Source organism: Paenibacillus phytohabitans (assembly GCF_013141775.1).
Lineage (GTDB): Bacteria > Bacillota > Bacilli > Paenibacillales > Paenibacillaceae > Paenibacillus_AQ > Paenibacillus_AQ phytohabitans.
The window spans coordinates 101,945-123,580 of sequence record NZ_WHOB01000098.1 but is presented as its reverse complement, the minus strand read 5'-3'; the positions used below and the strand labels follow the sequence as shown (position 1 = coordinate 123,580).

Sequence of the window (21,636 nt, the reverse complement as noted above, 5' to 3'; positions counted from 1 at the left end):
CATGTCGTATGAACAATCCTTTGTATAAGAGGAACAGACTAATTCTTTAAGCCGGTAAGGGTAATACCCTCTACGAAATACCTTTGACCGATTAAGTAGAAAATGACGCCCGGAGCGAAGGATAAGCAGGTTGCAGCCATCGTTAACGACCAGTCGCTCTTCAGCTGGCCCCGGAAATTGGTAAGTCCAAGGGCTATCGTATATTTATCGCTTGAATTAATATAAATCATCTGCTGGAGGAGATCATTCCATAGTGTGATGAAGATAAACAACGCGACGACGATCATAGCCGGCTTGATGGCAGGCATGATGATATTGAACAGGATACGGAAATATCCGGCACCGTCGATGGTTGCTGCTTGATCAAGCTCCCGCGGGATCGACATGATAAACTGGCGGATCAGAAAGATATTGAACGCACCGCCGCCGCAGAAATACGGCAGAATCAAAGGCCAATAGCTGTCACTGAAGCCCAGCCCCCGCGTCCAGCCGATATAGAGGGGAATAAGCGTAACCATCGCAGGCAGCAGCATGGACCCCACACATAGTGCCCAGATCAGGTTTTTGCCGCGAAAACGCAGTCTTGCAAAGGCATATCCGCAGAGCGTAGCCGTAAATGTACCTGCCAGACAGGAAGGGACGATAATCACCATCGTGTTCCATAGGTACTTCCAGAATTTAAATACCTGCAGGGTCTTCTCATAATTGGAGAACAACCAGTTGGCCGGGATCAGCGAAGGCGGATATTTGTAGATCTCAGCGTTCGTCATAAGCGATGTGCGGAAAATCCACCAGATCGGGAAGATAGCCAGGATGGCGAAAAGGATGACGACGGCAAACGTTATAATGTTCAGGGTTCTGTCTCTGCGTTTCCTGCTTCTTAATCTGCCATATGCTGCTGTGCTCATTTGTCATCGCCTCCTTCATTGTAGATCCACCGGCCCGATGTCTTGAACAACACTGTGGTAAAGACCGCCAGTATGGCAAAAATAATCAGGGTCGTTGCGCAGGCATAACCCAGCCTGTAATTTACAAATGCCTGATCATACATCAGATAGGTCAGGAACCGCGAAGAGTTGCCCGGACCGCCATTCGTTAACGCCAGCGCCGGTGTGACTACTTGAAGGTTAGCGATCAGGCACATCAACAGGTTGTAGAAAATAATCGGTGTCATACACGGAATGGTAATGTGCCGGAAGCGATGCCATCCGCCCGCACCGTCCATTTCCGCTGCTTCATGGTAGACCACCGGAACGTTCTGCAGCCCCGCCAGAAAGATAACAATCAGGTTCCCCGCCAGCCAGACTGAGATCAGGGAGAGAGAAGGGACGACAAAGCTGGAATCTGCAATAAACAGAATTTTGTTCAGTCCCAGCTCAGAGAGGACATAGTTAAAGAATCCGAAATTCCCCTCGTACAGCCAAGACCATCCTACGTAAATCGCTGCAGCCGGCAGCACATAAGGCACATAGAACACAGCTCTGAAAAATCCCCTCGCCGGAATTTTCCGGTTCAGCAGCAGCGCAATAAACAGGGAATAAATCATGCTTCCGGTTACAGATAGCGCTGCAAAATAGATCGTCGAGATAATCGAGTCTTTAATGTAAGGATCGGTGGTGAAAATTTTGATGTAATTGTCCAAGCCAATGAACACAGGGCTCTTGAGTCCGGTCCAATTCGTCAGGCTGATTCCCAGCACACCGACAAGCGGCAAATACGTCAGGAAGATTAATCCCAGAAAAGCAGGAATCAAACAGATATAAGCAACACGCGCCTCGGCTGAAAAAATCCGGGAACGCCGCTTCTGCAGTGGATTAATGGTTTTCATCTTAATCGTTTCCATACCTTGCTCCCCACCTCATGGTTAGGGGGATAACCACCGCTTCCAGAATACCGGCGGTTATCCCCCTGCCCTATTATTGATTGCCTGTATGAGCCGCCTTCAAAGCCTCCAGATTCTTGGAGATCGCATCCTTGGCCGTTGTCTTACCGGTCCAGACATCTCCCAGTATTGATCCGAGCAGCGTATTAAAGTCCGTTGTATAGTTCGTATAGAACCATGCAGCAGGTCGCGCGGCAGGAGACTGCGCATAATCGACAACGGCTGACTTATATTCGTCATACGGAGGGAAGTTCGGATTCTCTACCCATTTGCGGGTAAGTGCTTCATCCTTATACCATTTATCCAGCGTTGGCATCCAAATACCTGAAGAAATGAGTTCCCAATTGTTTTCTTCGGAGTTGTACCATTTCAGCCATTCCATCGCTTCTTTGGGATGTTTGGTTTGGGAGAATACCACATTGGCACCGCCTGTGCTGATGGTGACCTTATCCTTCATATATGGCAGTACAGCTACGCCATAGTTCAGTCCTTCTTCTTTTGCCGTATTCAGGCTGGTTCCTACATTCCATTGACCATTAGTTGCCATAGCAACAGTACCGGCAATAATCGTGCGCTGGATTCCATCATCGGTCTGTCCGACGGACAACGGGGCAACATGATCCTTCAGGTACAGATCAGCTACCCGCTGAATAGCTTCAATGCTTGCATCCTCCCCGACCTTAACCTCTGTGCCATCTTCGGAGTAGAAGCCCCCGCCATTACTGAGTGTCCAGGCCTCCAGCTGCCACGGAAGATTCTCCACAGAAGCCCCAAACTGGACGATGCTCTGTGCATTGAAGCCATCCTCGCCGGGATGCTTGCCGTTCTTATCATTCGTCAGCTTCTTCGCGGCATCTACGAATTGATCCCATGTCCAGGCCTGATCCAGGGCGGATGGAGGATACGGTACGTTCGCTTTATCGAACATGTCTTTATTATAGTAGAGCAGGAGAATTTCATTGGCCGCCGCATAGGCTACGGGCTTGCCCTGATATTTGTAGGCCAGGCTGTCCAGGGGCTTGCTGTCGCTTCCCTCGTACATGGCGCTTACATCATTCAGCATCCCTTCAGAGGACCATTGAATGACCCCGTCCTCCTTCAGCATCCCTGTATCCGGCAGCTGTCCGGCTGTTGCAAGCGTATTCAATTTCGTCATGTAGTTCTCCCAGGGAATCGCCTGCACCTCCACTTCAATTTTATCCTGGGAAGCATTGAACCGGTCTGCCACCGCCTGGGTTGTATTCCCTTCAGCTGCGCTGCCCCACATGGAGTAAATAATTTTGACCTTTTCAGCAGATGCTTCAGGTGCTTTGGTAGCTTCTGATCCGGGTGACGATGTGCTTGTGTTATTGTCTGTATTAGCCTCATTGCCCCCGCATCCAGCTGCACCTACTAATAGTGCAGTCAGGATAAGACCTGCCCCTAGTTTCCTTCCTGTTCTCATAGCCTCTGATCTCCCTTCGAAATTAGCTTGAATTTGTATGTCTATCCATTTAACCCGGGATTTAAAGTTAAACGTTTAACATAAAGTCTAAAACCATTCGAATAAAGTGACTTTCCAAGACATTCTTCACGCAGCAAACCACTCACCGTATAAATAACGCCAGTTTATTTTAAAGCTAATCTTTTAAGGAAGCGCTTACTTTATTATATCACCCGTAGTTTAGATTGAAAAACGACTATTTCAACCTATATTTATGAATTTTCAATCAGTGTATTAATTTAAACGTTTAAATTTATGCTCGTTCAAACTTCCCTTCGATAAACAATACACTCTTGAGGCTTTCCCCAGGCGTTGAAACGAATGACAGCCCTTGCTCCAGCATCACATATCTGGCCGGATATGCAGCATAGCTTGTAATCTCCCAGCCCTTCTCTGCCGGCTCAATCAACCCATTTACACATCGCAGCTCTCCTTCGCTATCTGTGTACAGATAGGTGGTTGAACCAAAGCCGAGCAGATATGCGACGAGCTCCTCTCCCATATCCCAGTCGTCCCCTTCAATATTGGAGAACAGACTGCTGAATAACGGATCACTCGACTTCTTGAATATGGATTGGCCAAAGCGGTTACGGGAAAGCTCCGGCATATTTAAATTCGGGGCTGCAATGCTATACGTAGAAGCTGCCTCGCCTGGCTTAAGCTTGCGGGTTGTTGAATGTACATTCCAATCATAGCAGTTAAACATCGCCATTGTTGCCCGGTAACCGGCTTCCAGCAGGCGTGCATCTCCAATGGTTTCATAAGAAGACCGGGCGGCACCTGCTACCAATCCTCCCCATAACGAATGCGTCATGAAGGATAAGGCCTCCCACCAGCGGTCCGGAGCATTGGCTCTATAATCATTGCTGAATCCAATATTGGCAATAATCAGCGGGGCATACCGTTCTGCTTCATCGGTTAAACCTGCCAGGCATAAGGCTTCACAGGTAAGTCCAAAACCGGCATTATCATAGAAATGCTCCGTCACGGCTCCTTGATACGCCTGCGCACCCTGCTTCAGCCCTTCCACCAGCGCTAACCATAGTCTGCTAAGCTTATCATGCCAATACGTTAATGCTCTCTTCCTCAAGTCTGCTAACAAATCTGCAATGTACAGAATGAATACTCCTACAAGCTGCGATTCTTCCTGCTCACGTTTATTCCGGTGACACTCCGGGTCCAGCCTCATACACATGACCTGAGCGGCCCAGATCAGATACATTTCCGGACTTTCGTAATATAAATGTGATTGATCAAATTTGGATAGTAAATAATACACGTGGCCGATATAGTCAAAATCATAAATACGGTAAAAGGACCCGTAGAGCGGTTTGGGATGCAGGAAATCCCCCTGTTCAAACCAATGGTATTTTAGATCAAGGAAAGCTGACAGCTCCACTTTTCTGACTTGTGACGGTACAGGGGGAGATAGAAGATTCTTCATCAGAATGAAAGCTAATTTGCCAAGCGATTCTCCTTGATTGGATAACGGCAGAAATGAATAGGGGCGGGTTACTGAGGCTGTATTAAAGCTGTTGTTACATAGCCATTCGGCCCGTTTCTCAAGAATCTTATGAACAGGCTCGAGGACATTGCCGACGAGCACATCACATTTGCCGTTACTGAGCTCAGCAACCAGCTTGATCTCCCCCGCTGACTTCAGTGGCAGAACTGCGCGTAAGCGTCTAGATTCTGCTGCGGGAACGATTGTGAATTCACTTGAGATATCCGTCTCGTTAACAACGCCTGCTTCACCGGTTGCGCTATACATTTTCACTGACTGCAGCGTTTCCTGTTCAGGCAATTCTACTTCGGCAATAAATTTCCCTTCAGTAGTAGTAACGGACGAATAGGTCCAGCCCGGATGTCCGTACTTGAGCGCTTTAGTATAGAAATCCGCCTGACCATTAAATGTTGTAAACACAAATGACCATTCTCTTTCGCCATAAGGCTCTAAGGTGACAGGTGCGTAGCCGCCATAGATCCAATCACTGTCTGCCGACTGCTCAAACGAGCTTCCATCCTCAAAAAAGGACAACCGGTGGTAGAGCATTCCATCCAGTGACGGGGAGACCTGTTCCAGAAAACGATTGACATAACTGCAATATGTACCAAAGGCGGCAACACGTTCCCCGGTACTGTATATAGCCAGATGAGGTGCCTCATTACTTCTGCGTACTGCTGCAAATTTGCTGAAATCCCCGCCGATATGCGGAAATACTGCGCAGGAATGCCTGATATTCCTCATGACATCACGATCACGGAACATGATATAGGCCAGAGAGAACCAGCTGTGAAATCCATTGATTCTTACGGCAGCAGCAGCAGGATTTGAACAACGGATCTTCCATGCCCATTCTCCATTGTTGTTCAGCAGATATTCATATTGAACTTTAAATTTATCATGCACAAAAGTTACAGTAGCTGATGTATCACCTGCAACTTCAATATAGGACTGCAGGTTAGCGCTTTCAATCCGTTCATCATCAACAATGGCCGTCCACTGTCCAAAAGGCTTATGCTCCTGGGCGTAGCCGGCCTCCTGAACATAATCTGCATCAATTACCCAGTTCATCCTTGCGGGATCATCTGTCATACGGAGGGATTCGACCGTACCTTCTGTTGAGAGGTTTACTTCAAACGTATCATTACGAAGCAGTCTCAAGTTCTCACTCCTATCGATTTAATTTAAACGTTTAGATTTCGGGTTAATATTACCACAGTGTAAAATTGCCAGCAAGCCATTTATCGCTGCTGCAGGTAAAGAGACTGTCCACTTCATGTGAACAGTCTCTTCCCGCAATTATTATTTAATAGAGGTTCTTGGCCCGGCTACAGAATCCCGCTCAATCAGTTTGCATAACGGAGGTTCCTCTATTGTCTCCTCTTTTCCGCTAATCCTGTTACATAGAGTCTTCATCGCCAATATCCCCATATCATGCAGCGGTAAATCCATCGTCGTAATTCGGGGATTCAGATAAGCGCTGAATTCCCGGTTATCAAAACCGACAACCGACAGCTCCCTAGGTATGGAGATCCCGCGTTCAGCTGCAGCTCTCAGGGCACCGGCAGCCATCAAATCGTTCATCACAAGAATAGCCGTAGGCGGGTCGGGCAATTCCATAAGCTCACCTAATAACTGATATCCTGACTCCCCTCCCCAGTCGCCTACTTTGATAAACTGCGGGTCGAAATACAGCTGAAATTCCGTCAATGCTTTGTAATACCCGTTAAACCGCAGTCTCGAAGGGATCGAATCCATTAAGCCGCTGATGACCGCAATCCGGGAATGCCCTTTGCTGACTAGATACTGGATGGCATCATAGGAGGCCTGTTCATCATTATACTGAATAGAACACTCATTCTGCGCGTAGCAATACGTATAGACAATCGGTTTGTCATTCGTATGAATTAATCCCGTTAAATCACGGGGATGCACCCCAATATATACAATTCCTTCTACCTGATTGGATACCAGATCCGATACCGCATTCTGTGCATGCTTCTGGTACGAAGCGGTATCCGCATAATTGTAGCCTACCTTTTTTTGCAGACGCAGGTTGGTTAACAGGATATGCATATCATGTTGCTCTGCATAATCATTTATTCCATCAATAATTTCCGGTGTGTTAAAAACTGTAATGTCTTCCGCAATGACTCCGATCGTATTCGTTCTTCTGCTCTTAAGGCTTTGGGCAATCGCGTTAGGCCTGTAATTAAACTCTTCAATTACCTTCAAGACCCGCTCTTTCGTCTCAGGCTTCACATTACGGGTACCATTCATCACATATGATACTATCGCGGTGGATACATTTGCGCGCAAGGCAATATCTTTAATTCCGATTTTCTTCATACCTTCACCCTATTTAAACGTTTTACATTGCGCACACATTGTATCATTAACACGACTTTACATTCAAATGTAATTTTAAGCTATGCAGAGTCTAGCCCTCCCCCGGTGTCCCGAACATTCCGGCCCTCCCTTCAGAAATTCTTTAGAATTCTCCTACCTGATTCCTCAGAAATTTTAGTTAGTATTTCTGTATCGAAGTGAGCGAAGGAGATTCTTGCTGGCTAAAAACCCAGAAACTTATGGAGGAAAATCAAATGGGAGTAAACGAAAATTACTTATTCTTACGAAGCTTTATTCAAGATCCCAAACGGGTGGGCAGTGTTACGCCAAGCTCACGATATCTGGCACGCAGCATGGTAAACCAAGCACCTTGGCATGAGATTAAGGCAGTTGCCGAGCTTGGATCAGGCACAGGTGCGATTACCCGTATAATGAATACTAAGGTAACGGACACAACTAAAGTCCTGCTGTTTGAGATGGATACCACGATGAGGAATAACTTGAAATCGGAGTATCCTAACTATTCATGCCATCGTAATGCTGCTCATTTAGTAGAAACAATGAAAAATTCGAATATTGATGAGCTGGATTGTATTTTTAGCGGATTGCCCTTTTTTAATTTCGAACCTGAATTAAGAAATACTTTGGTTGAACAGATTTATAAGTCCCTCAAACCTGGAGGATTATTTATCGCCTTTCAATATTCACTTCAAATGAAGAAGCAGTTTTCCGAATATTTTAATATTGATACTATAAAATATGTGCCGCTTAATTTCCCGCCTGCATTCGTCTACGTCTGCCGTAAAAGGGAAACCTGATAAAAAAACCGAAAAAGGAGCCGCTTCTATTGAATACAATCCTTGTTGCAGATGATGATTCTGAAATTCGCGACGTGATTCATGTTTATTTACGGAATGAGGGTTACCAGGTGCTTGAAGCAGCAGATGGGCAGGAGGCGCTGGATGCTATAAAAACAACACCTGTCCAACTGGTCATTCTGGATGTCATGATGCCTCAAATGGATGGTATCACAGCCTGCCTCAAAATAAGGGAAATATCCAATACCCCAATCATTATGCTATCCGCCAAGCAGGAGGACATTGATAAAATTACCGGTCTGACTACCGGGGCAGATGATTACATGATCAAACCGTTCAATCCCCTGGAGCTATTAGCCCGTGTAAAAGCCCAATTACGCCGTCAGTCCTTAACCGGGAAGGAAGAATTCAATTCGTTACTTATCATTAAAAACCTGATCATCGATAAAAATAAACATTCCGTGAAATTAAACGGACTTGATATTTCTTTGACTCCAATTGAGTTTGCCATTGTAACTTTGCTTGCTACCCGGCCGGGACAGGTTTTTAGTTCGGAACAGATTTATGAGAGTGTATGGAAAGAGCCTTATGGATATTCTGACAATACCGTAATGGTTCATATTCGTAACTTGAGAGAAAAAATAGAGGAAAACCCGAGAGACCCTCTGTATATTAAGACCGTTTGGGGAGTTGGTTATAAAATTGATTAAGCCCATTGAAAAGTCAAAGAGGAAAAAAAAGATCCAGCTCAATATTTTAATCAGAATGATACTAAGCTTAATTATAGCCGTTGCTATGAATAACACCCTTATTCATTTCGTCTTTAAGGTTGGAAATGGTATGGAAGCGGAGTGGCTGGTAAATATATTTCCTTATTTTATTACTCCCTTCTTTACAGTCATATTCATTTCTACTTTTTTGCTGTTAACAAAGCGTATTGTAGAAGACTTAAAGATTTTGGAGAGAGGGCTTCAGCTGATTACTGAAGGTGACTTGAACTATCGGGTACCGGTTAACCGTCAGGATGAGCTTGGCCGGGTAGCTGTTAACATCAATCTAATGACCGAGCGTCTGCAACAGCAAATTGAGAAAGAACGGGAAGTTGAACAATCCAAGATGGAGATGATTACGGGGATTTCGCATGACTTACGTACACCTCTTACAAGTATTATTGGATATATTGAACTTCTTCGTACAGAATCTTATCAGGATAAAGAAGAATATAATCGTTTTGTTCAGAACACTTATAACAAAGCGTTTCATCTGAAGAAGCTGCTGGATGATTTATTTGAATACACCCGGCTTACTTCGGTTGACTCCCAGTTAAATCTAAAGAGAGTTGATTTGGCACAGCTATTGAATCAATTATTGTTTGAATTTGAACCGTTAGCTGAAGAAAACAAAGTATATCTTATCAAGGACATTCCTGTTAACCCGGTCGTTACCTTCATAGACAGTGAAAAGATCGCCAGGGCCATAGATAATTTGCTCATGAACGCCTTAAAATACTCCTACACCCAGGGCAGCATTCATGTACGGCTAATAGCTGATGCTGATTACAGCATGATCGAAATTGAGAATAAAGGGACCCCTCTATCAGAAGAACAAGTGGACCGGCTATTTGAGCGTTTTTATAAGGTTGATTATTCAAGAAAAAGCGAGGGAATCCAAACGGGAGCTGGTCTCGGCTTGTCCATTGCCAGAAATATTGCCGAGCTACACCGAGGCGCTGTAACACTTAGACATATCCGTGATGTATTCACATTTCAATTAAGGTTGCCAATGTGAGACGACTATTGTGCTATTTTTTATCGAAGGATAACTGGGCACTATGCCATCTGATTACTCCAGAGAGCGCTAATCCATAGCATCAGCCTGTTTACTCCTTAAGAGTGACCAGCAGCACCTTGGCGGTTGACTCCTGACTATCAGCATACCAGACTCTCGCGGCGTGCATGCTGCCCGCCTCCCCGTCCGATAATTCCATGATAGCGCTGAGTTCTCCGGGCTTTTTCTCCTCATACCTGCTGATAATCTTAAACTTCAACAGACCATCCTTCTCCACACGAACATACTCAAAGAATATCCGCGTCGCTGCATCGATTGAAATCCTGTGATTCTCGGTTATGTACTGGGGTAATCCACTGTTCTCCTGGTCACTGGACATAACTGTTTCAGATTCCGTCGATAGTTCAACATAATGCTCCTCCACCGCTGCCAGACTGCCGCGTAAATCCCCTTTGGTATATACATCTATCCCATCCAATTCAGGTTTATCCTCGGTTACATACTCTACTCCTGTATCCAGAAATGGCAGTAGTTCAGGTTGGACCAGCCCGACCGCCACGATCCCGCAGATACCTGAGACCAGATAGAAGACGACAATCGCCCCTAATATGCGTTGCCGCGAATGTAACACCAGGCTGATCCCCTTGTAGATGGCTAATCCCATCAGCCCGCCTGCAAAATTCAATATTATATCATCAATATCGCTGCTGCCTAGAGCCAGGACATATTGAATGATTTCTAAGGCCAGAGGAACGCTCAGCAGAATAATTGCTTTAGCACCAAACGATTTGCTGCTGCCCTGATAAGAAACCAATAATCCCAGCGGAATAAAAATAACGATGTTCCCCAGTATATTCGCAGCCGCCCTCATCCCGCCTGTTGTTCCATTATGGATAAACCCGGAAATCGTGTGGAAGGGAATGATATTGATGCTTCTCAGATTATTATCCATGTCAAACATAGCGGTTACCGGAATCGTCTTGAATAGAATAATTTGTATAACTGACAGCGCATAAGCCCCAAATAATAGAACCATTACAAGCTGCAGTACCCAGCCGCTTTTCCGTGTAGCTCTCATCGCATATCCTCTTCCCTTCCAACTAGAGCGGTTGCTTGGATATTTAACAATAATTCTGCGGCCTGCCTGACCTCTGCATACCCGATACTGTTAAGCGTATCCGTAATCTCCTGCATATCAAGCTCGTAGGAGAGCAAAGGAGAGCCAAGAATGAAGTGTTCCACACATTCCTCCAATAACCCGTGCACATCCAAACTGCTGTGAAATTCACATGAGCTGTAATAATCCGCATACTTTTTCTTGTTTTCTTCAACCAAACACCCAATATTGGGATCATTGACCAAACTGCAAATCGCCGTGTTAATAACTTCGATAATTTGGTGCGGAGACTGTACTCCCCGGTAAACAACCCTAAATTTGCAGAACTGCTGTAAATTAATGAAATTAATGAACATTGCTGCGAAAAAATCCACCGGACAACCGACAGACCTCAAAGCTTCGCTACAGACGGTATCCAGTTGTTCAACAAGAATATTCCGCAGCAGATCACTCTTCAGGGTAACCTCCACCTGGTCCGTGTGCTTCATGTAAATCTCAAGCAGGTTCATATCCCCCACAGTAAATAATTGTTTGGTTAACCGTTGACTCTGGGGGGAAGGATATTCTGCCGGCATGCCAGCATCTCTTGAATCCTTATGGGTTTTGTCCGCACAGAATAACTCAGAGAATATGGCTATGATCTCTCGCTGTATCTCCGTGTGATTCACCGCCCCAACGACGAAGACCGCCATTCTGTCCGGTTTGTACCATCGTTTGTGAAACGCGGTAACCTGTGTGTGGCTTGTATGCCGGACGCTTTCTGCATCGCCTGCAGGTATCCTTGACTGATAGAAGGCGTGTTCGAAAATAGCCTGATCGGTCTCACTTTTGCCGGCTTGGCTCCGGGAATGAATTTCAGCCGCTATATCTTGTTTGATCGCTTCCAGAAATTCGCTTCGGATATAGATCCCTTCAGCAATCTGCCGCAGAATGAATAAACATTGCCGGATACTGTCTTCATGATTGCGGCAGCTAAATACATACACTGTCCGGTCAAAATCAGTCAATCCATAACTCGTATACTCCAGATACTGCTTATAATAACTATATTTATCAAAGTTCATATTCATGTGTTCAACGATATGAGCTATTCCGTTCTCATCTTCCCGCTGCTGCAGTGATCCTGTCTTCAGCACCAGACTCAACTGAACCTCTTCAGCATCCAAATCCGTCTCCCGCACACCGTAAACCAGCCCATTGCTCAGCGTACCTGTGTTAATACGATCCTTCATGGACAAACAACCCTTCATTGTACATTTCAACCTGAAATTTATATAGACGCGCATATTCGCCGTCATACCTCAGCAGGCTCTCATGGTCCCCGCTCTCAATAATTCCTCCATCCTTAAGCACAAATATTTCATCCACCAGTCGGATGGTGGAGAACCTGTGTGTGATTAGAATTGTTGTTTTGCCCGCCATCAGGGCTTTGAATTTCGTGAATAGCTCATACTCAGCGCTTGCATCCAGTGAAGCTGTCGGCTCATCCAGGATAAGAATACTGGAATCTGCCATGAAGGCGCGGCTGATGGCAATTTTTTGCCATTCCCCGAGCGACAATTGGGTAGCATTGGACCATTCTTTATTGAGTCTTGTGTTATATTGCTCGGGAAGCTGTTCTATGAACCGGTCTGCTCCAGCCTGCCGCGCGGCTTCCTGTACCCGCGCGAAGTTATCTGCGTCGTCAATTTCACCAACAGCAATATTTTTCTCAATAGTGAAGGGATATTTGATGAAATCTTGAAAGATGGCACCTATATGCTTACGGTAATTCTCACTTGAAATCTGTTGTAACGGAATACCCCCCAATCTAATTTCTCCCTTGGTAGGCTGATATAATCCGAGAATCAACTTGATCAACGTCGTTTTCCCGGAACCATTTAAACCTACAATAGAATAGCTTTTACGCACAGCAAGGGTCAGGTTCACATCCTTCAGCACAAACTCATCGCTGCCCGGATACTTGAAGTAGACGTGATCGAATTGTATGGTCTCAAAATTAACCGGGAAGGGATATTGTTCTGTATCAGAGGATTCCGGGCGTTTCTTCTCTAATAAAGAGAACAAATTCTGGATATACAGCCCATCTTCATACAGGGAAGAGACAGAACGGAGAATGCTTTCCAGTGAATTCTGAAAATTGGAAAGTGTATTCACAAATAAAGATAAATCCCCGATCGTTAATTTCCTGGAGATCACCGTGATCAGAATATATATTTGGAAGCTGTAGGAGATTACATTCTCCAGCAGATTAGTAATACTGCTCTGAATGGAGAAATTTCTTCTTATTTTTTTATCTTCTTGCAGATAGTTGTCGAAATCAGATAGAATCACTTTTTTAAAGTACGGGTTCAGCCGGTTCACTTTAATTTCTTTAATATTCTCATAGGTGGTAAGTATGGATTTAAGATTGCCCAGCAATCTTAAGCGCTCGAACCGTTTCGTATAAATAGCGTAAAATTTGGCAGACATCTTGATGTTTAATAACAGAGAGGGAAGACAGGCAAAGAAACTTACCACAAGAACAATAGGCCCGAAATTCAAAAAAATCACTACAGCTCCTGCCATAGATGATACGTTCTGTAAAAAGGTAATCAAGGTTCTAAGAATATTCATCGAATGCTGCGATGATTCGTTATTCACTTTTTGGATATGGTCGAAGATCTCCGCATCATCAAAATCAGCCATTTCCATTTCCGCTACTTTATCTAAAGTTAATTCAGTAATGTGTTTATTCATATAATCCGCTTGGTTAGATTCGAAGTATTTGCATATATTGTAAATCACATGGTTGAATTGTGTATATAACATATGGATCACGATCCATAATACCGGAGTGGATATGTTACCGCTCTGCAACGCCACAACAACACTGTCCAGGAAATACTTCCAGATTACCGTAGTGACAGGAACAGCCAGTCCCGCAACCAGATTAAATATAAATAAGCAGATCAGGGTAGCAGAAGAGCTGCCCCATAGGAGCACAGTAACCTTCCCCAGCAGCCTGCAGTAATCCCGGCAAATCTTAAACTTGGCAGATACTACACTCATACTTAATCTCCTATGGTAAAAATTATTAAACAGAGCCCCTACCTCATCTTAGGAATAGTGGCTCTGTTTCATATGATGCTGTGGAATTAATTAGGCCCGACGCGCTACTGCACTGTTAGCTGAACTGTTTTCGCTTCCTCCAGAACATTGACAGTTACAATTTCCGCCATCAAATTTTGCTGCAAAGAACGAAACTACTGCAAACCCAGAACAAATACAGCCTGACATAGGGTCCATGCCATAGAATGCTTGTGAATCCATTTTGGTTGTTCTGCCTACCGGATTAATCAGTTTCATCTTGATCACAACTCCTCAGGTCATTGAAATTTATAGGAATAACACCCTGCCTGTCGTCACATGAAGAGCGTTATTGCTACCATGTTTACCACAATTACGATACGGTTATCTCATTGAAATACTCCAGTTTCTCAGGACTCTTCTCAATTAATTGATGATACCGTTTCAGCGACATTTTCATGGAGGCCCTTTCGCCGTAACATTGAGATTGTTTCTTCTCCTCATCCAAGCCGTTTTCCTGATAACAAGGCGCATAACAGATACTGCACAGGCGGGCTGCCCAGCAATTGGAGCAATGCTTAATAGATTTTTCCGTGTATTCTTCGAAGTAATATTTATTTAAGGCATCGATATCAATTCCTGCCTCCACATCCCCTATATAGGGTGAATTAGCCATTTTTTCGCACACCTTAAATTTACCGTCAGTGGTTACATAGAGCCTTCTCCGGCCGGGAATACAGCATCCATTCATGCGGATTCCCAATAAGGGTTCATCGGTGATCACTCTGTTGTGAATTCTCAGCAATTTATTCTGGCTTAGCTCTTTGGCCAGGCCTCTTTCATCCTGATCAGAATCCAGCGTATATTCAGCCCATTTGCCTAATGGATCGGTTCGTTCATCATCACTATAGAAATCCCCATCCCCTAGAGTTGTCTTCACATGTCCCAGCTTGGACCAGTCAAGCGTTCCCGTATCGACATATGAACAATCAATTTTAGTGTCCTTGGGCAGCCACTCCAGCGTCTTGAAGAAGTCATTCACCTCATCAAACCGTGGCTTACTGTAGGGCGGACAGAGAACCGCATTAATCCCCAGCGTATGCCGCGCCTTCCCCTCGAATGCCTTAACTAACCGTTTAAGCCCCCGTAGAGCCTGATGAAACGAACCCTTTCCCCCCACCGTTACGCGGAAGTAATCATGAACATGCTCCGGTCCATCCAGGCTGCACAAGACCGAACATTGATCCAGCGTTGCCAGATAAGCAGCAATTTCATCAGTGACCAGTGTTAAGTTGGTAGTGAAAGAGACAGGGATGTTCACACCAGGCATAATGGATTTGCTATATTCGATGCATTGCTTCATCAGCTTAAAGTTAACCAGCGGCTCCCCTCCGTAAAATGTAAGCGCCAGCTCTTTGCCCACGTTATGCGAGATATAATCGAGCGCTTTCCGGGCAACCTCCCAATCCATGTCCTGCTTGGAGAAATTGCGGGTGTCCACGTTATCTTCCTGATAAAGACAATATTTGCATCTCAGATTGCATTTCTCAGTCAGTTCTATAATGATTTGTTCAATGCCGCCCTGTATGATCCCCGGCAGCTCAGCTTTCTCCGGTATGACAAAACTTTTGAATTCAGGCGCCTGCAGGATTTTTTCTTGATCCACCAGCAACAATATAGTATCCAGTGCCCTCGTCAACGCTCTCTCCTCCAGCTCCAGTCCGGTTATTTCGGCAGGGTCTGAGGTATTGAGCAAACATGCAAGCACCGCATATTCCGCGGGATCACAGGCAAATACTTTACCTGTCCCCGTATCATAGAAATACTGATTGTCTTCTGTTTCAAAGACGGTTCCTAAACGGGACCAATAATCCGTATGTAAGTTTTCCAAGAAAGCAATTGCGTTCTTTGTTTCATAGCCCATAGTGAGATAAATGCCTCCTTCATAATCATGGGTTTGTGGTGAATTATTTCACAATATTAAGCCAAAACCATCTATTCATTTGCGTAACACTCTGTTTTTCTATTATTAGCGCATATTACTTCTTAAATAAAACATTTTTGTGCGAAATTGTATTTTTTGCAGCTATCTACATAATTCAGATACTCCTTCTTCACCTGCTGCTTCACACGGCCTTCCGACCCTATACATATCGTTTGCCCATCGGATAATTGAAAGAAATCCCCCCGCAGTTCCTCAATATGAACAAGATTAATCAAGTGTGACCGGGAAGCGATAATGAAATTCGGGTTGTTGATCAACTTCTTATAATAATTCAAGGTATACTGCAGCAGCTCATAATTCCCGTGCGGAGTGGTCATAATAACCCTCCTGTTTTTTTTGTACAGCTGAATGATATCCCGTTCACGCACGCTGATATAATCATAGTCTTCATTATTAAGGTACTTGAACCTGATCAGAGGCTCCCCCTCATTCCGGCTTCCTCCAATCAGGATATCTAAGCTGTGAATGGCCTCGGCCACCCCACTTCGCAGATTATTTTTAACAATCCACCTGTAAGCCCCGTATTTATATCCTTCAACGGCTTGCTCGCAGCTGGTTGAGACCAGAATCAGAATATAATCATGATCTCTGGCATTGAGTATTTCGGCTGTGCGAAAGACTTGCCCGGAATCACTGTCTATTCCCAGAAAGATAATATTACAACTCTTATTCCGTACCTCAATATTACCCAGTATAGTTTGTGGATCACTCCATTTCTCAATACTGTATTCGCACTTCATCTTGCCCAAAATTCCGATTAGAGTCTGTTGCAGTTTCTCCAGGAAACTATCATTTTCATCATAAAGCACTATGTTATACATACAATTTCACCTCTAGTATCCGTTTTAGAGATCCCTATATTTATTATTTATACCATTTTTACTCAAAAATGCAATTAGATATAACACCAAGTGGGAATATCTCCCTATATTTTGACTGCAAGAAACCAAAAAAAATCCTGATGCCTCAAGGGTTTCTTGAGCATCAGGACTACATGTATAGGCCCGTTCCAATGTCTAACTCATATTGTGAGTTGTAATTTATCTTGTCACTAAAAAGGCCTTATTTCGGCGATTCTGTAACGTAATTTTGGCATAACTTGTAACGATCTTTGGCATAACCGGTTGATTCCTGTAACGTCATTTGGCATTTATCGTTTAGATTTATGAGTAATACTTAATTTGATTGTAATTGCTGTTGACCTGCAAAACAATCAATGAAATTCCCCTCACCAAATAAGCTTTTGGCTTCAGCAATGCTTTTCGAAGACATTTCAGACATAACAACAATAGCTAGATTATGCTTTGCTCGAGAGCATATAACATAAAACAAGTTTCTTGTTCTTGTCTGTATATCAAAAGTGTTGGTACTAATAGCTCCTATATCCGGACGGCCCTCTAAGTACTTATTTAGACTATATGAATTCCAATCATTATCATCTATAAAACATACTACATTGTTAAACTCTGCCCCTTTAGTTCCATGGTTTGTGGAAAATGGAGAGGTATCTTTGACCGTATTATGCAAGAATCTAAATTGTATATATTCTAGCTCCATAAGATCTTCATAAAATGAATCTTTCATAGATTCATTATTAAATGCATCTTTTAACTTGTTGGAATACTCCAGTATTCGATTTTCATTAACAAAATCCAACACTTCAGAGATCTTGCCTTTATCAGATAAAGAAATCAGTTCCAATAGTAGTTCATTTAACCTCAATTTATCTTGAATATTATTAAGCTCAAATGCTGTCTTTTTTAGTAGCTGTTGAACCTTATCAGTCTGGTATAATTCAATAACTTCCTCAATGTCAAATAAAAAATTTGCAAAGATGCAATCTCTATTAGATGCATTTTTAAGTAACATATCCTTGCTTTTTGCTCTTCTTGCTCTTGATAAGCTGTATTTGGAAAATAATCCCGGAAAATAGGTTTCAAGTAATATTCTATTTATAATTTCGCTTTTCTGACTCTTCTCAAATGACTGAACGATTGAATCGTCAAATATTTCAAGCTCATTAAACTTTTTATTTTTTACGATATACTTATTAAAAGCATCAATAAATTCATCATCATTATTTTGTAAGCTCCCATTATCAATAGCTATTTGAATTTCTGTAGGAAGCATGTCAAATATTATTCTTGAGATCTGGCTAACATCTCGCTTATTTGAACGAAGCATACCTATAAAACCAGATTTGATTTGCCCCACTTTGTATGTTGCACTGTCGTCTTCATCATATAACTCATGTAATTCAATATAACCATTTTTTTTGGCGATCGCTTTAGTTACAAGAAATAGTTTCTTCATATTATCTGAAGCATCTAATGAAAAATCCAAACTAATACGTTCTTTTATAAATTTTTCAGTATCTAGCTCTCGATTATTAATATAGTAGAAATGACTCTTCCCTTCTTTTGCGGTGCCCGAGGGTATCTGTTCCAAATCATCTGTTCGAATTCTATTAAGAATTGATATAATCACATCTGAGGAACGGTAATTTTCGCTTTTCAAAATAGGTTTGAATTTATGAAGATTTGCATCAACTCTCCCAACTGTCCCATTGTAGATCTGCTGATAATAGTCCCCAAATAATCCGAATAAAATGCTTGTAGATGGTTTTATATGTTCTATTAAGAGTTTAGCCACTGCAGACTTTGTATCTTGATATTCATCAATGAAGATTACCGGATAAGTATCTTGAATTATTTTTAATAACTTTTTGTTATTATTTATTATATTAATACTCAACTCAAGCATTACATCATGCGAAATAATACCTTTTTTATAATTGGCGTTATCTTTATATTGAATCCTAGATTTTAGCTTCGTTAATGACTCAATTCGTTCTTGGTACTTTTCATTCTCGTCACGAGCATTCTTATATTTTTGGGTTGTTTCTTTGGATTTACTTAAAATTTCTAAATTCTTTTGAATTTTAGAATTTATATACAAAAGGAGTTCTTGTTTAAGTTCTTTTTGGAATGGCTCTATTATCTTCCAAAGAAAATCATGAATGGTCTTAACTTCAACAATTTCATTTCCATTAATACGACTAATTATTTCTTCTTTTGCAACATTAGTATAAGTTATACAAGCCACTTTTCTATGTTGCTTTTGAAATCGTTTTTCTTCCTTCTGGATAATATACTCTAACGCTTTTACTAAAGTCCAAGTTTTCCCACTTCCAGCTCCAGCCTCAATGATGAAACTTTCACTATTATCAATGCATTCGTACACCTGATCAACTACTCCGATGCTAGCCATGATAGCCCCTCCTCAATATATGAAGGAACGTTCCATTCCTTTAAATACATTAAATCAAATGCAAAATTAGATTTTTTATCACTTTTGTCTATATAATCATATATTTTATAAGAATTATTCCATATATCCTCTTCACTTAAAAAAGGACGAATAACATTAGAAATACTACTCATTAAGCCTTTATTATTAAAAATAAATTTAGCATTATCAATTATAAATGCCTCTTCAAAAGTTCTCCCGCATTTTACTTTATCGGAATCGAGCGACACATTTCTCTGATAAGCAACAGAGATTTTATCATGATCGTTTACAGTGTGCTTTAGCAGATCGTCTATTGCTACAGATCCAGGAATCCATCCCTTAAGCGTCGGGTTAGTTGTCACCAACTTAGAGAGCTGTTTCATAATCACCTCATTTTTTTTCAATCTTGTTTTCACACTACCATTCGAGTTCTTTTGAACAATCCCATCCTTTTTAACCTCTGAACTAATACAACAGTCTATATCAGTAATAATTAAAGTCTTTACCTCTAAGAATTCAAGAAATTCTTTAAACTTATGCATATATGCTCCATTCACTTCAATTACCGATATATATTGTTCGGACAATATTTTAACCGTAGGATTTTTTGTTAGAAGGTTTTTATCTACCTTTTCAAAAAACATTGGCATAAGCAATCTTTCGCAAAGTCCCTCAATCATCACAATTTTATCAGCAAAAAACATGTCAATTTCACCATAGTTATGTATCTCTTTAAAAATTGAAGTGTATCAACATCATATTCATTATCTTCTTCATCTTTAATACCTGTTTGATTACTAACAGAAAACTTCATCATATCTTTAACTGCTACGCACTTATTATTTCTTCTAAAAAAATATCTAATACTTTCAAAACTTGAGTTTGAAACAATATGGGATGAATGAGTAGTAATTATAACTTGAGCATTAATTTTATGTTCTTTCAAAAAATAATTAATTCTTTGTATAAGAATACTCTGTAATTGAGGATGCATGTGTGCTTCTGGCTCCTCAACAAAGATTAAATTCAGATCAGTCCCATTCTCTTGAATCATTGCTTTAAAACTAAGTATTTCAGATATGATATAAATTAAGTTACTATATCCAAGTCCGTTATATTTTTCAGGTAACATGTGCTCACTATCTTTATAGAAGAGCCTAATACTTTGAAATAAATTTGTTACAGTCATATTAGCTTTCAACGTTAGTTCTGAATCCTGTAAATTGGGATACCCAAAAGTAGCATAGGAACTAATATATTCCCTAAAAAAATCATCCAACTTTTTATCAATGCCACTATTAGCATTAATAATCTCCTCATTTAAAGCACTTAATTCTAATTCTTGATCTTCTTTATTTTCTGATTTTATTGACCTATTTCTATATTCCCTTTGAAACACAGAGGATAATTTAGAACTACTTTTAGAATTCCCATCATCCACTTCTCTTTGTGCAGCAATAAAGGTTGTTCCAATAATCTTCTTTATATCTGCAATACTGATCACTGAAGTGTCTACATCCCTATCGTATGGGCGAACAACAAACTTAAAGTAACTATCAAATATCTTTTCTACATGTTCAATAACATCTTTCTCTTTATTTTTTATTTTTAACTTATGAAGTTGTTGAAAGAATTTTTCTGGTTGCTCCAGCGCATACGAAAATAAAATCTTTAATTGGTTTGAATCATCTAAAGATGTTAGTAATGGTCTGATATTACTCCAATTATCCTGATCACTATATTCAATAGTTAACAACATTTCGATTGAAAGGTTACCTATAGAGCAATTTTTAAAAAAATCATCTTCTGTTTCTAGTTCTTTGGATTCACAATAATTCTGATACATTTTTCTAAATTCGGAATGGGAGTTTGAAGAAAAATCGGACCATTCAAACTTACCATTTTGCCTTAGGAATATATTAAAAATGTTTGTGAATGATGTTTTTCCAGAATTGTTTTTCCCTACAATTAGTGTAGTGCTTGGGTCTATTTGAACATTATTAGCTCCACTTAAGTTATGAAGCAGTCGATAGTTTTTAACCTCAACATTGACTAGTCTCATTTCCTAACCTCCGATTAGATTCTTAAAACTCGTTTCTGACTCTTTCATCTCATCGTATAACAATAGAGAATCATATTCAGTTACATTTTATATATTTTTTCCCATATTAAAGATCAACTTTTAAAATTCAGCGACCTTGGTCCTAAAATTTAGGACCAAGGTCGTTGAATCACCTTTTTTTGCTATTCAATACTCAAAAGGCTTATGCTCGTATATCCAATAACTTAATCTTAACGAAGCAAATGTTGCCTTACATAATGACCACAAA

Annotated in this window: 17 protein-coding genes; 3 read left to right on the top strand and 14 right to left on the bottom strand. The window is 41.6% G+C overall.

What is annotated here, in order from left to right; all coding sequences use genetic code 11:
- Positions 1 to 38 precede the first annotated feature (38 nt).
- The 5 genes from GC101_RS35570 to GC101_RS35550 all read right to left on the bottom strand — a co-directional run bounded on the left by GC101_RS35570 (position 39) and on the right by GC101_RS35550 (position 7,218).
- Positions 39 to 908 (bottom strand): carbohydrate ABC transporter permease, encoded by an 870-nt coding sequence (locus tag GC101_RS35570; protein WP_171721122.1) that lies wholly within the window; start codon positions 906 to 908, stop codon positions 39 to 41.
- Positions 905 to 1,843, bottom strand: a complete 939-nt coding sequence (locus GC101_RS35565) for a carbohydrate ABC transporter permease (RefSeq protein WP_231575227.1) — start codon at positions 1,841 to 1,843, stop codon at positions 905 to 907. Before GC101_RS35565 ends, GC101_RS35570 begins: the two co-directional genes overlap by 4 nt.
- Before the next feature lie 73 nt (positions 1,844 to 1,916).
- Positions 1,917 to 3,326, bottom strand: coding sequence for an ABC transporter substrate-binding protein (locus tag GC101_RS35560; RefSeq protein ID WP_171721121.1), 1,410 nt, complete (start codon positions 3,324 to 3,326; stop codon positions 1,917 to 1,919).
- Positions 3,327 to 3,618: 292 nt separating this feature from the next.
- Complete coding sequence (locus GC101_RS35555; protein ID WP_171721120.1) at positions 3,619 to 6,030, bottom strand: hypothetical protein; 2,412 nt, start codon at positions 6,028 to 6,030, stop codon at positions 3,619 to 3,621.
- A 141-nt stretch (positions 6,031 to 6,171) separates the two neighbouring features.
- A complete protein-coding gene (locus GC101_RS35550) occupies positions 6,172 to 7,218 on the bottom strand; it encodes a LacI family DNA-binding transcriptional regulator (RefSeq protein ID WP_171721119.1) in 1,047 nt (348 codons plus the stop codon).
- 254 nt (positions 7,219 to 7,472) lie between these two features.
- Here GC101_RS35550 and GC101_RS35545 point away from each other — a divergent pair, with 254 nt between their 5' ends.
- From GC101_RS35545 to GC101_RS35535, 3 genes are read left to right on the top strand one after another with little or no spacing between them, the layout of a single operon-like run.
- Positions 7,473 to 8,036: a class I SAM-dependent methyltransferase gene (locus GC101_RS35545; protein WP_171721118.1), complete on the top strand. Its 564-nt coding sequence runs from the start codon at positions 7,473 to 7,475 to the stop codon at positions 8,034 to 8,036.
- Between the two features lie 29 nt (positions 8,037 to 8,065).
- Entirely contained in the window at positions 8,066 to 8,746 is a 681-nt protein-coding gene (locus GC101_RS35540; RefSeq protein ID WP_171721117.1) for a response regulator transcription factor, read from the top strand.
- Complete coding sequence (locus GC101_RS35535) at positions 8,739 to 9,824, top strand: sensor histidine kinase (RefSeq protein ID WP_171721116.1); 1,086 nt, start codon at positions 8,739 to 8,741, stop codon at positions 9,822 to 9,824. Before GC101_RS35540 ends, GC101_RS35535 begins: the two co-directional genes overlap by 8 nt.
- 91 nt (positions 9,825 to 9,915) lie before the next feature.
- On the opposite strand, the gene GC101_RS35530 is transcribed toward GC101_RS35535, so the two are convergent.
- The 9 genes from GC101_RS35530 to GC101_RS35495 form a co-directional block, all read right to left on the bottom strand.
- Positions 9,916 to 10,902, bottom strand: coding sequence for a VanZ family protein (locus tag GC101_RS35530; RefSeq protein WP_171721115.1), 987 nt, complete (start codon positions 10,900 to 10,902; stop codon positions 9,916 to 9,918).
- Positions 10,899 to 12,173 (bottom strand): M16 family metallopeptidase, encoded by a 1,275-nt coding sequence (locus GC101_RS35525; protein WP_171721114.1) that lies wholly within the window; start codon positions 12,171 to 12,173, stop codon positions 10,899 to 10,901. Before GC101_RS35525 ends, GC101_RS35530 begins: the two co-directional genes overlap by 4 nt.
- Positions 12,157 to 13,992 (bottom strand): ABC transporter ATP-binding protein, encoded by a 1,836-nt coding sequence (locus GC101_RS35520; RefSeq protein ID WP_171721113.1) that lies wholly within the window; start codon positions 13,990 to 13,992, stop codon positions 12,157 to 12,159. The genes GC101_RS35525 and GC101_RS35520 overlap by 17 nt, the downstream gene beginning before the upstream one ends.
- 90 nt (positions 13,993 to 14,082) lie before the next feature.
- Entirely contained in the window at positions 14,083 to 14,289 is a 207-nt protein-coding gene (locus GC101_RS35515; RefSeq protein ID WP_171721112.1) for a hypothetical protein, read from the bottom strand.
- Positions 14,290 to 14,383: 94 nt separating this feature from the next.
- Positions 14,384 to 15,934 carry a radical SAM protein gene (locus GC101_RS35510; RefSeq protein WP_171721111.1) on the bottom strand — a complete coding sequence of 517 codons (1,551 nt, stop codon included), beginning with the start codon at positions 15,932 to 15,934 and terminating at the stop codon, positions 14,384 to 14,386.
- Positions 15,935 to 16,056: 122 nt separating this feature from the next.
- A complete protein-coding gene (locus GC101_RS35505; protein WP_171721110.1) occupies positions 16,057 to 16,836 on the bottom strand; it encodes a LytTR family transcriptional regulator DNA-binding domain-containing protein in 780 nt (259 codons plus the stop codon).
- Positions 16,837 to 17,191: 355 nt separating this feature from the next.
- A complete protein-coding gene (locus GC101_RS35500) occupies positions 17,192 to 19,285 on the bottom strand; it encodes a UvrD-helicase domain-containing protein (RefSeq protein WP_171721109.1) in 2,094 nt (697 codons plus the stop codon).
- Positions 19,267 to 20,010, bottom strand: a complete 744-nt coding sequence (locus GC101_RS35905) for a TOPRIM nucleotidyl transferase/hydrolase domain-containing protein (protein ID WP_216626877.1) — start codon at positions 20,008 to 20,010, stop codon at positions 19,267 to 19,269. Before GC101_RS35905 ends, GC101_RS35500 begins: the two co-directional genes overlap by 19 nt.
- Complete coding sequence (locus GC101_RS35495) at positions 19,986 to 21,368, bottom strand: AAA family ATPase (protein WP_216626876.1); 1,383 nt, start codon at positions 21,366 to 21,368, stop codon at positions 19,986 to 19,988. The genes GC101_RS35905 and GC101_RS35495 overlap by 25 nt, the downstream gene beginning before the upstream one ends.
- Positions 21,369 to 21,636 lie beyond the last annotated feature (268 nt).

Excerpts from the sequence above, each read along its gene's own strand:
- GC101_RS35905 (WP_216626877.1), bottom strand. The coding sequence starts at position 20,010 with ATGTTTTTTGCTGATAAAATTGTGATGATTGAGGGACTTTGCGAAAGA.
- GC101_RS35510 (WP_171721111.1), bottom strand. The coding sequence starts at position 15,934 with ATGGGCTATGAAACAAAGAACGCAATTGCTTTCTTGGAAAACTTACAT.
- GC101_RS35530 (WP_171721115.1), bottom strand. The coding sequence starts at position 10,902 with ATGAGAGCTACACGGAAAAGCGGCTGGGTACTGCAGCTTGTAATGGTT.
- GC101_RS35570 (WP_171721122.1), bottom strand. The coding sequence starts at position 908 with ATGAGCACAGCAGCATATGGCAGATTAAGAAGCAGGAAACGCAGAGAC.
- GC101_RS35500 (WP_171721109.1), bottom strand. The coding sequence starts at position 19,285 with ATGGCTAGCATCGGAGTAGTTGATCAGGTGTACGAATGCATTGATAAT.
- GC101_RS35545 (WP_171721118.1), top strand. The coding sequence starts at position 7,473 with ATGGGAGTAAACGAAAATTACTTATTCTTACGAAGCTTTATTCAAGAT.
- GC101_RS35560 (WP_171721121.1), bottom strand. The coding sequence starts at position 3,326 with ATGAGAACAGGAAGGAAACTAGGGGCAGGTCTTATCCTGACTGCACTA.
- GC101_RS35515 (WP_171721112.1), bottom strand. The coding sequence starts at position 14,289 with ATGAAACTGATTAATCCGGTAGGCAGAACAACCAAAATGGATTCACAA.
- GC101_RS35495 (WP_216626876.1), bottom strand. The coding sequence starts at position 21,368 with ATGAGACTAGTCAATGTTGAGGTTAAAAACTATCGACTGCTTCATAAC.
- GC101_RS35525 (WP_171721114.1), bottom strand. The coding sequence starts at position 12,173 with ATGAAGGATCGTATTAACACAGGTACGCTGAGCAATGGGCTGGTTTAC.
- GC101_RS35505 (WP_171721110.1), bottom strand. The coding sequence starts at position 16,836 with ATGTATAACATAGTGCTTTATGATGAAAATGATAGTTTCCTGGAGAAA.
- GC101_RS35565 (WP_231575227.1), bottom strand. The coding sequence starts at position 1,843 with ATGGAAACGATTAAGATGAAAACCATTAATCCACTGCAGAAGCGGCGT.
- GC101_RS35520 (WP_171721113.1), bottom strand. The coding sequence starts at position 13,992 with ATGAGTGTAGTATCTGCCAAGTTTAAGATTTGCCGGGATTACTGCAGG.
- GC101_RS35550 (WP_171721119.1), bottom strand. The coding sequence starts at position 7,218 with ATGAAGAAAATCGGAATTAAAGATATTGCCTTGCGCGCAAATGTATCC.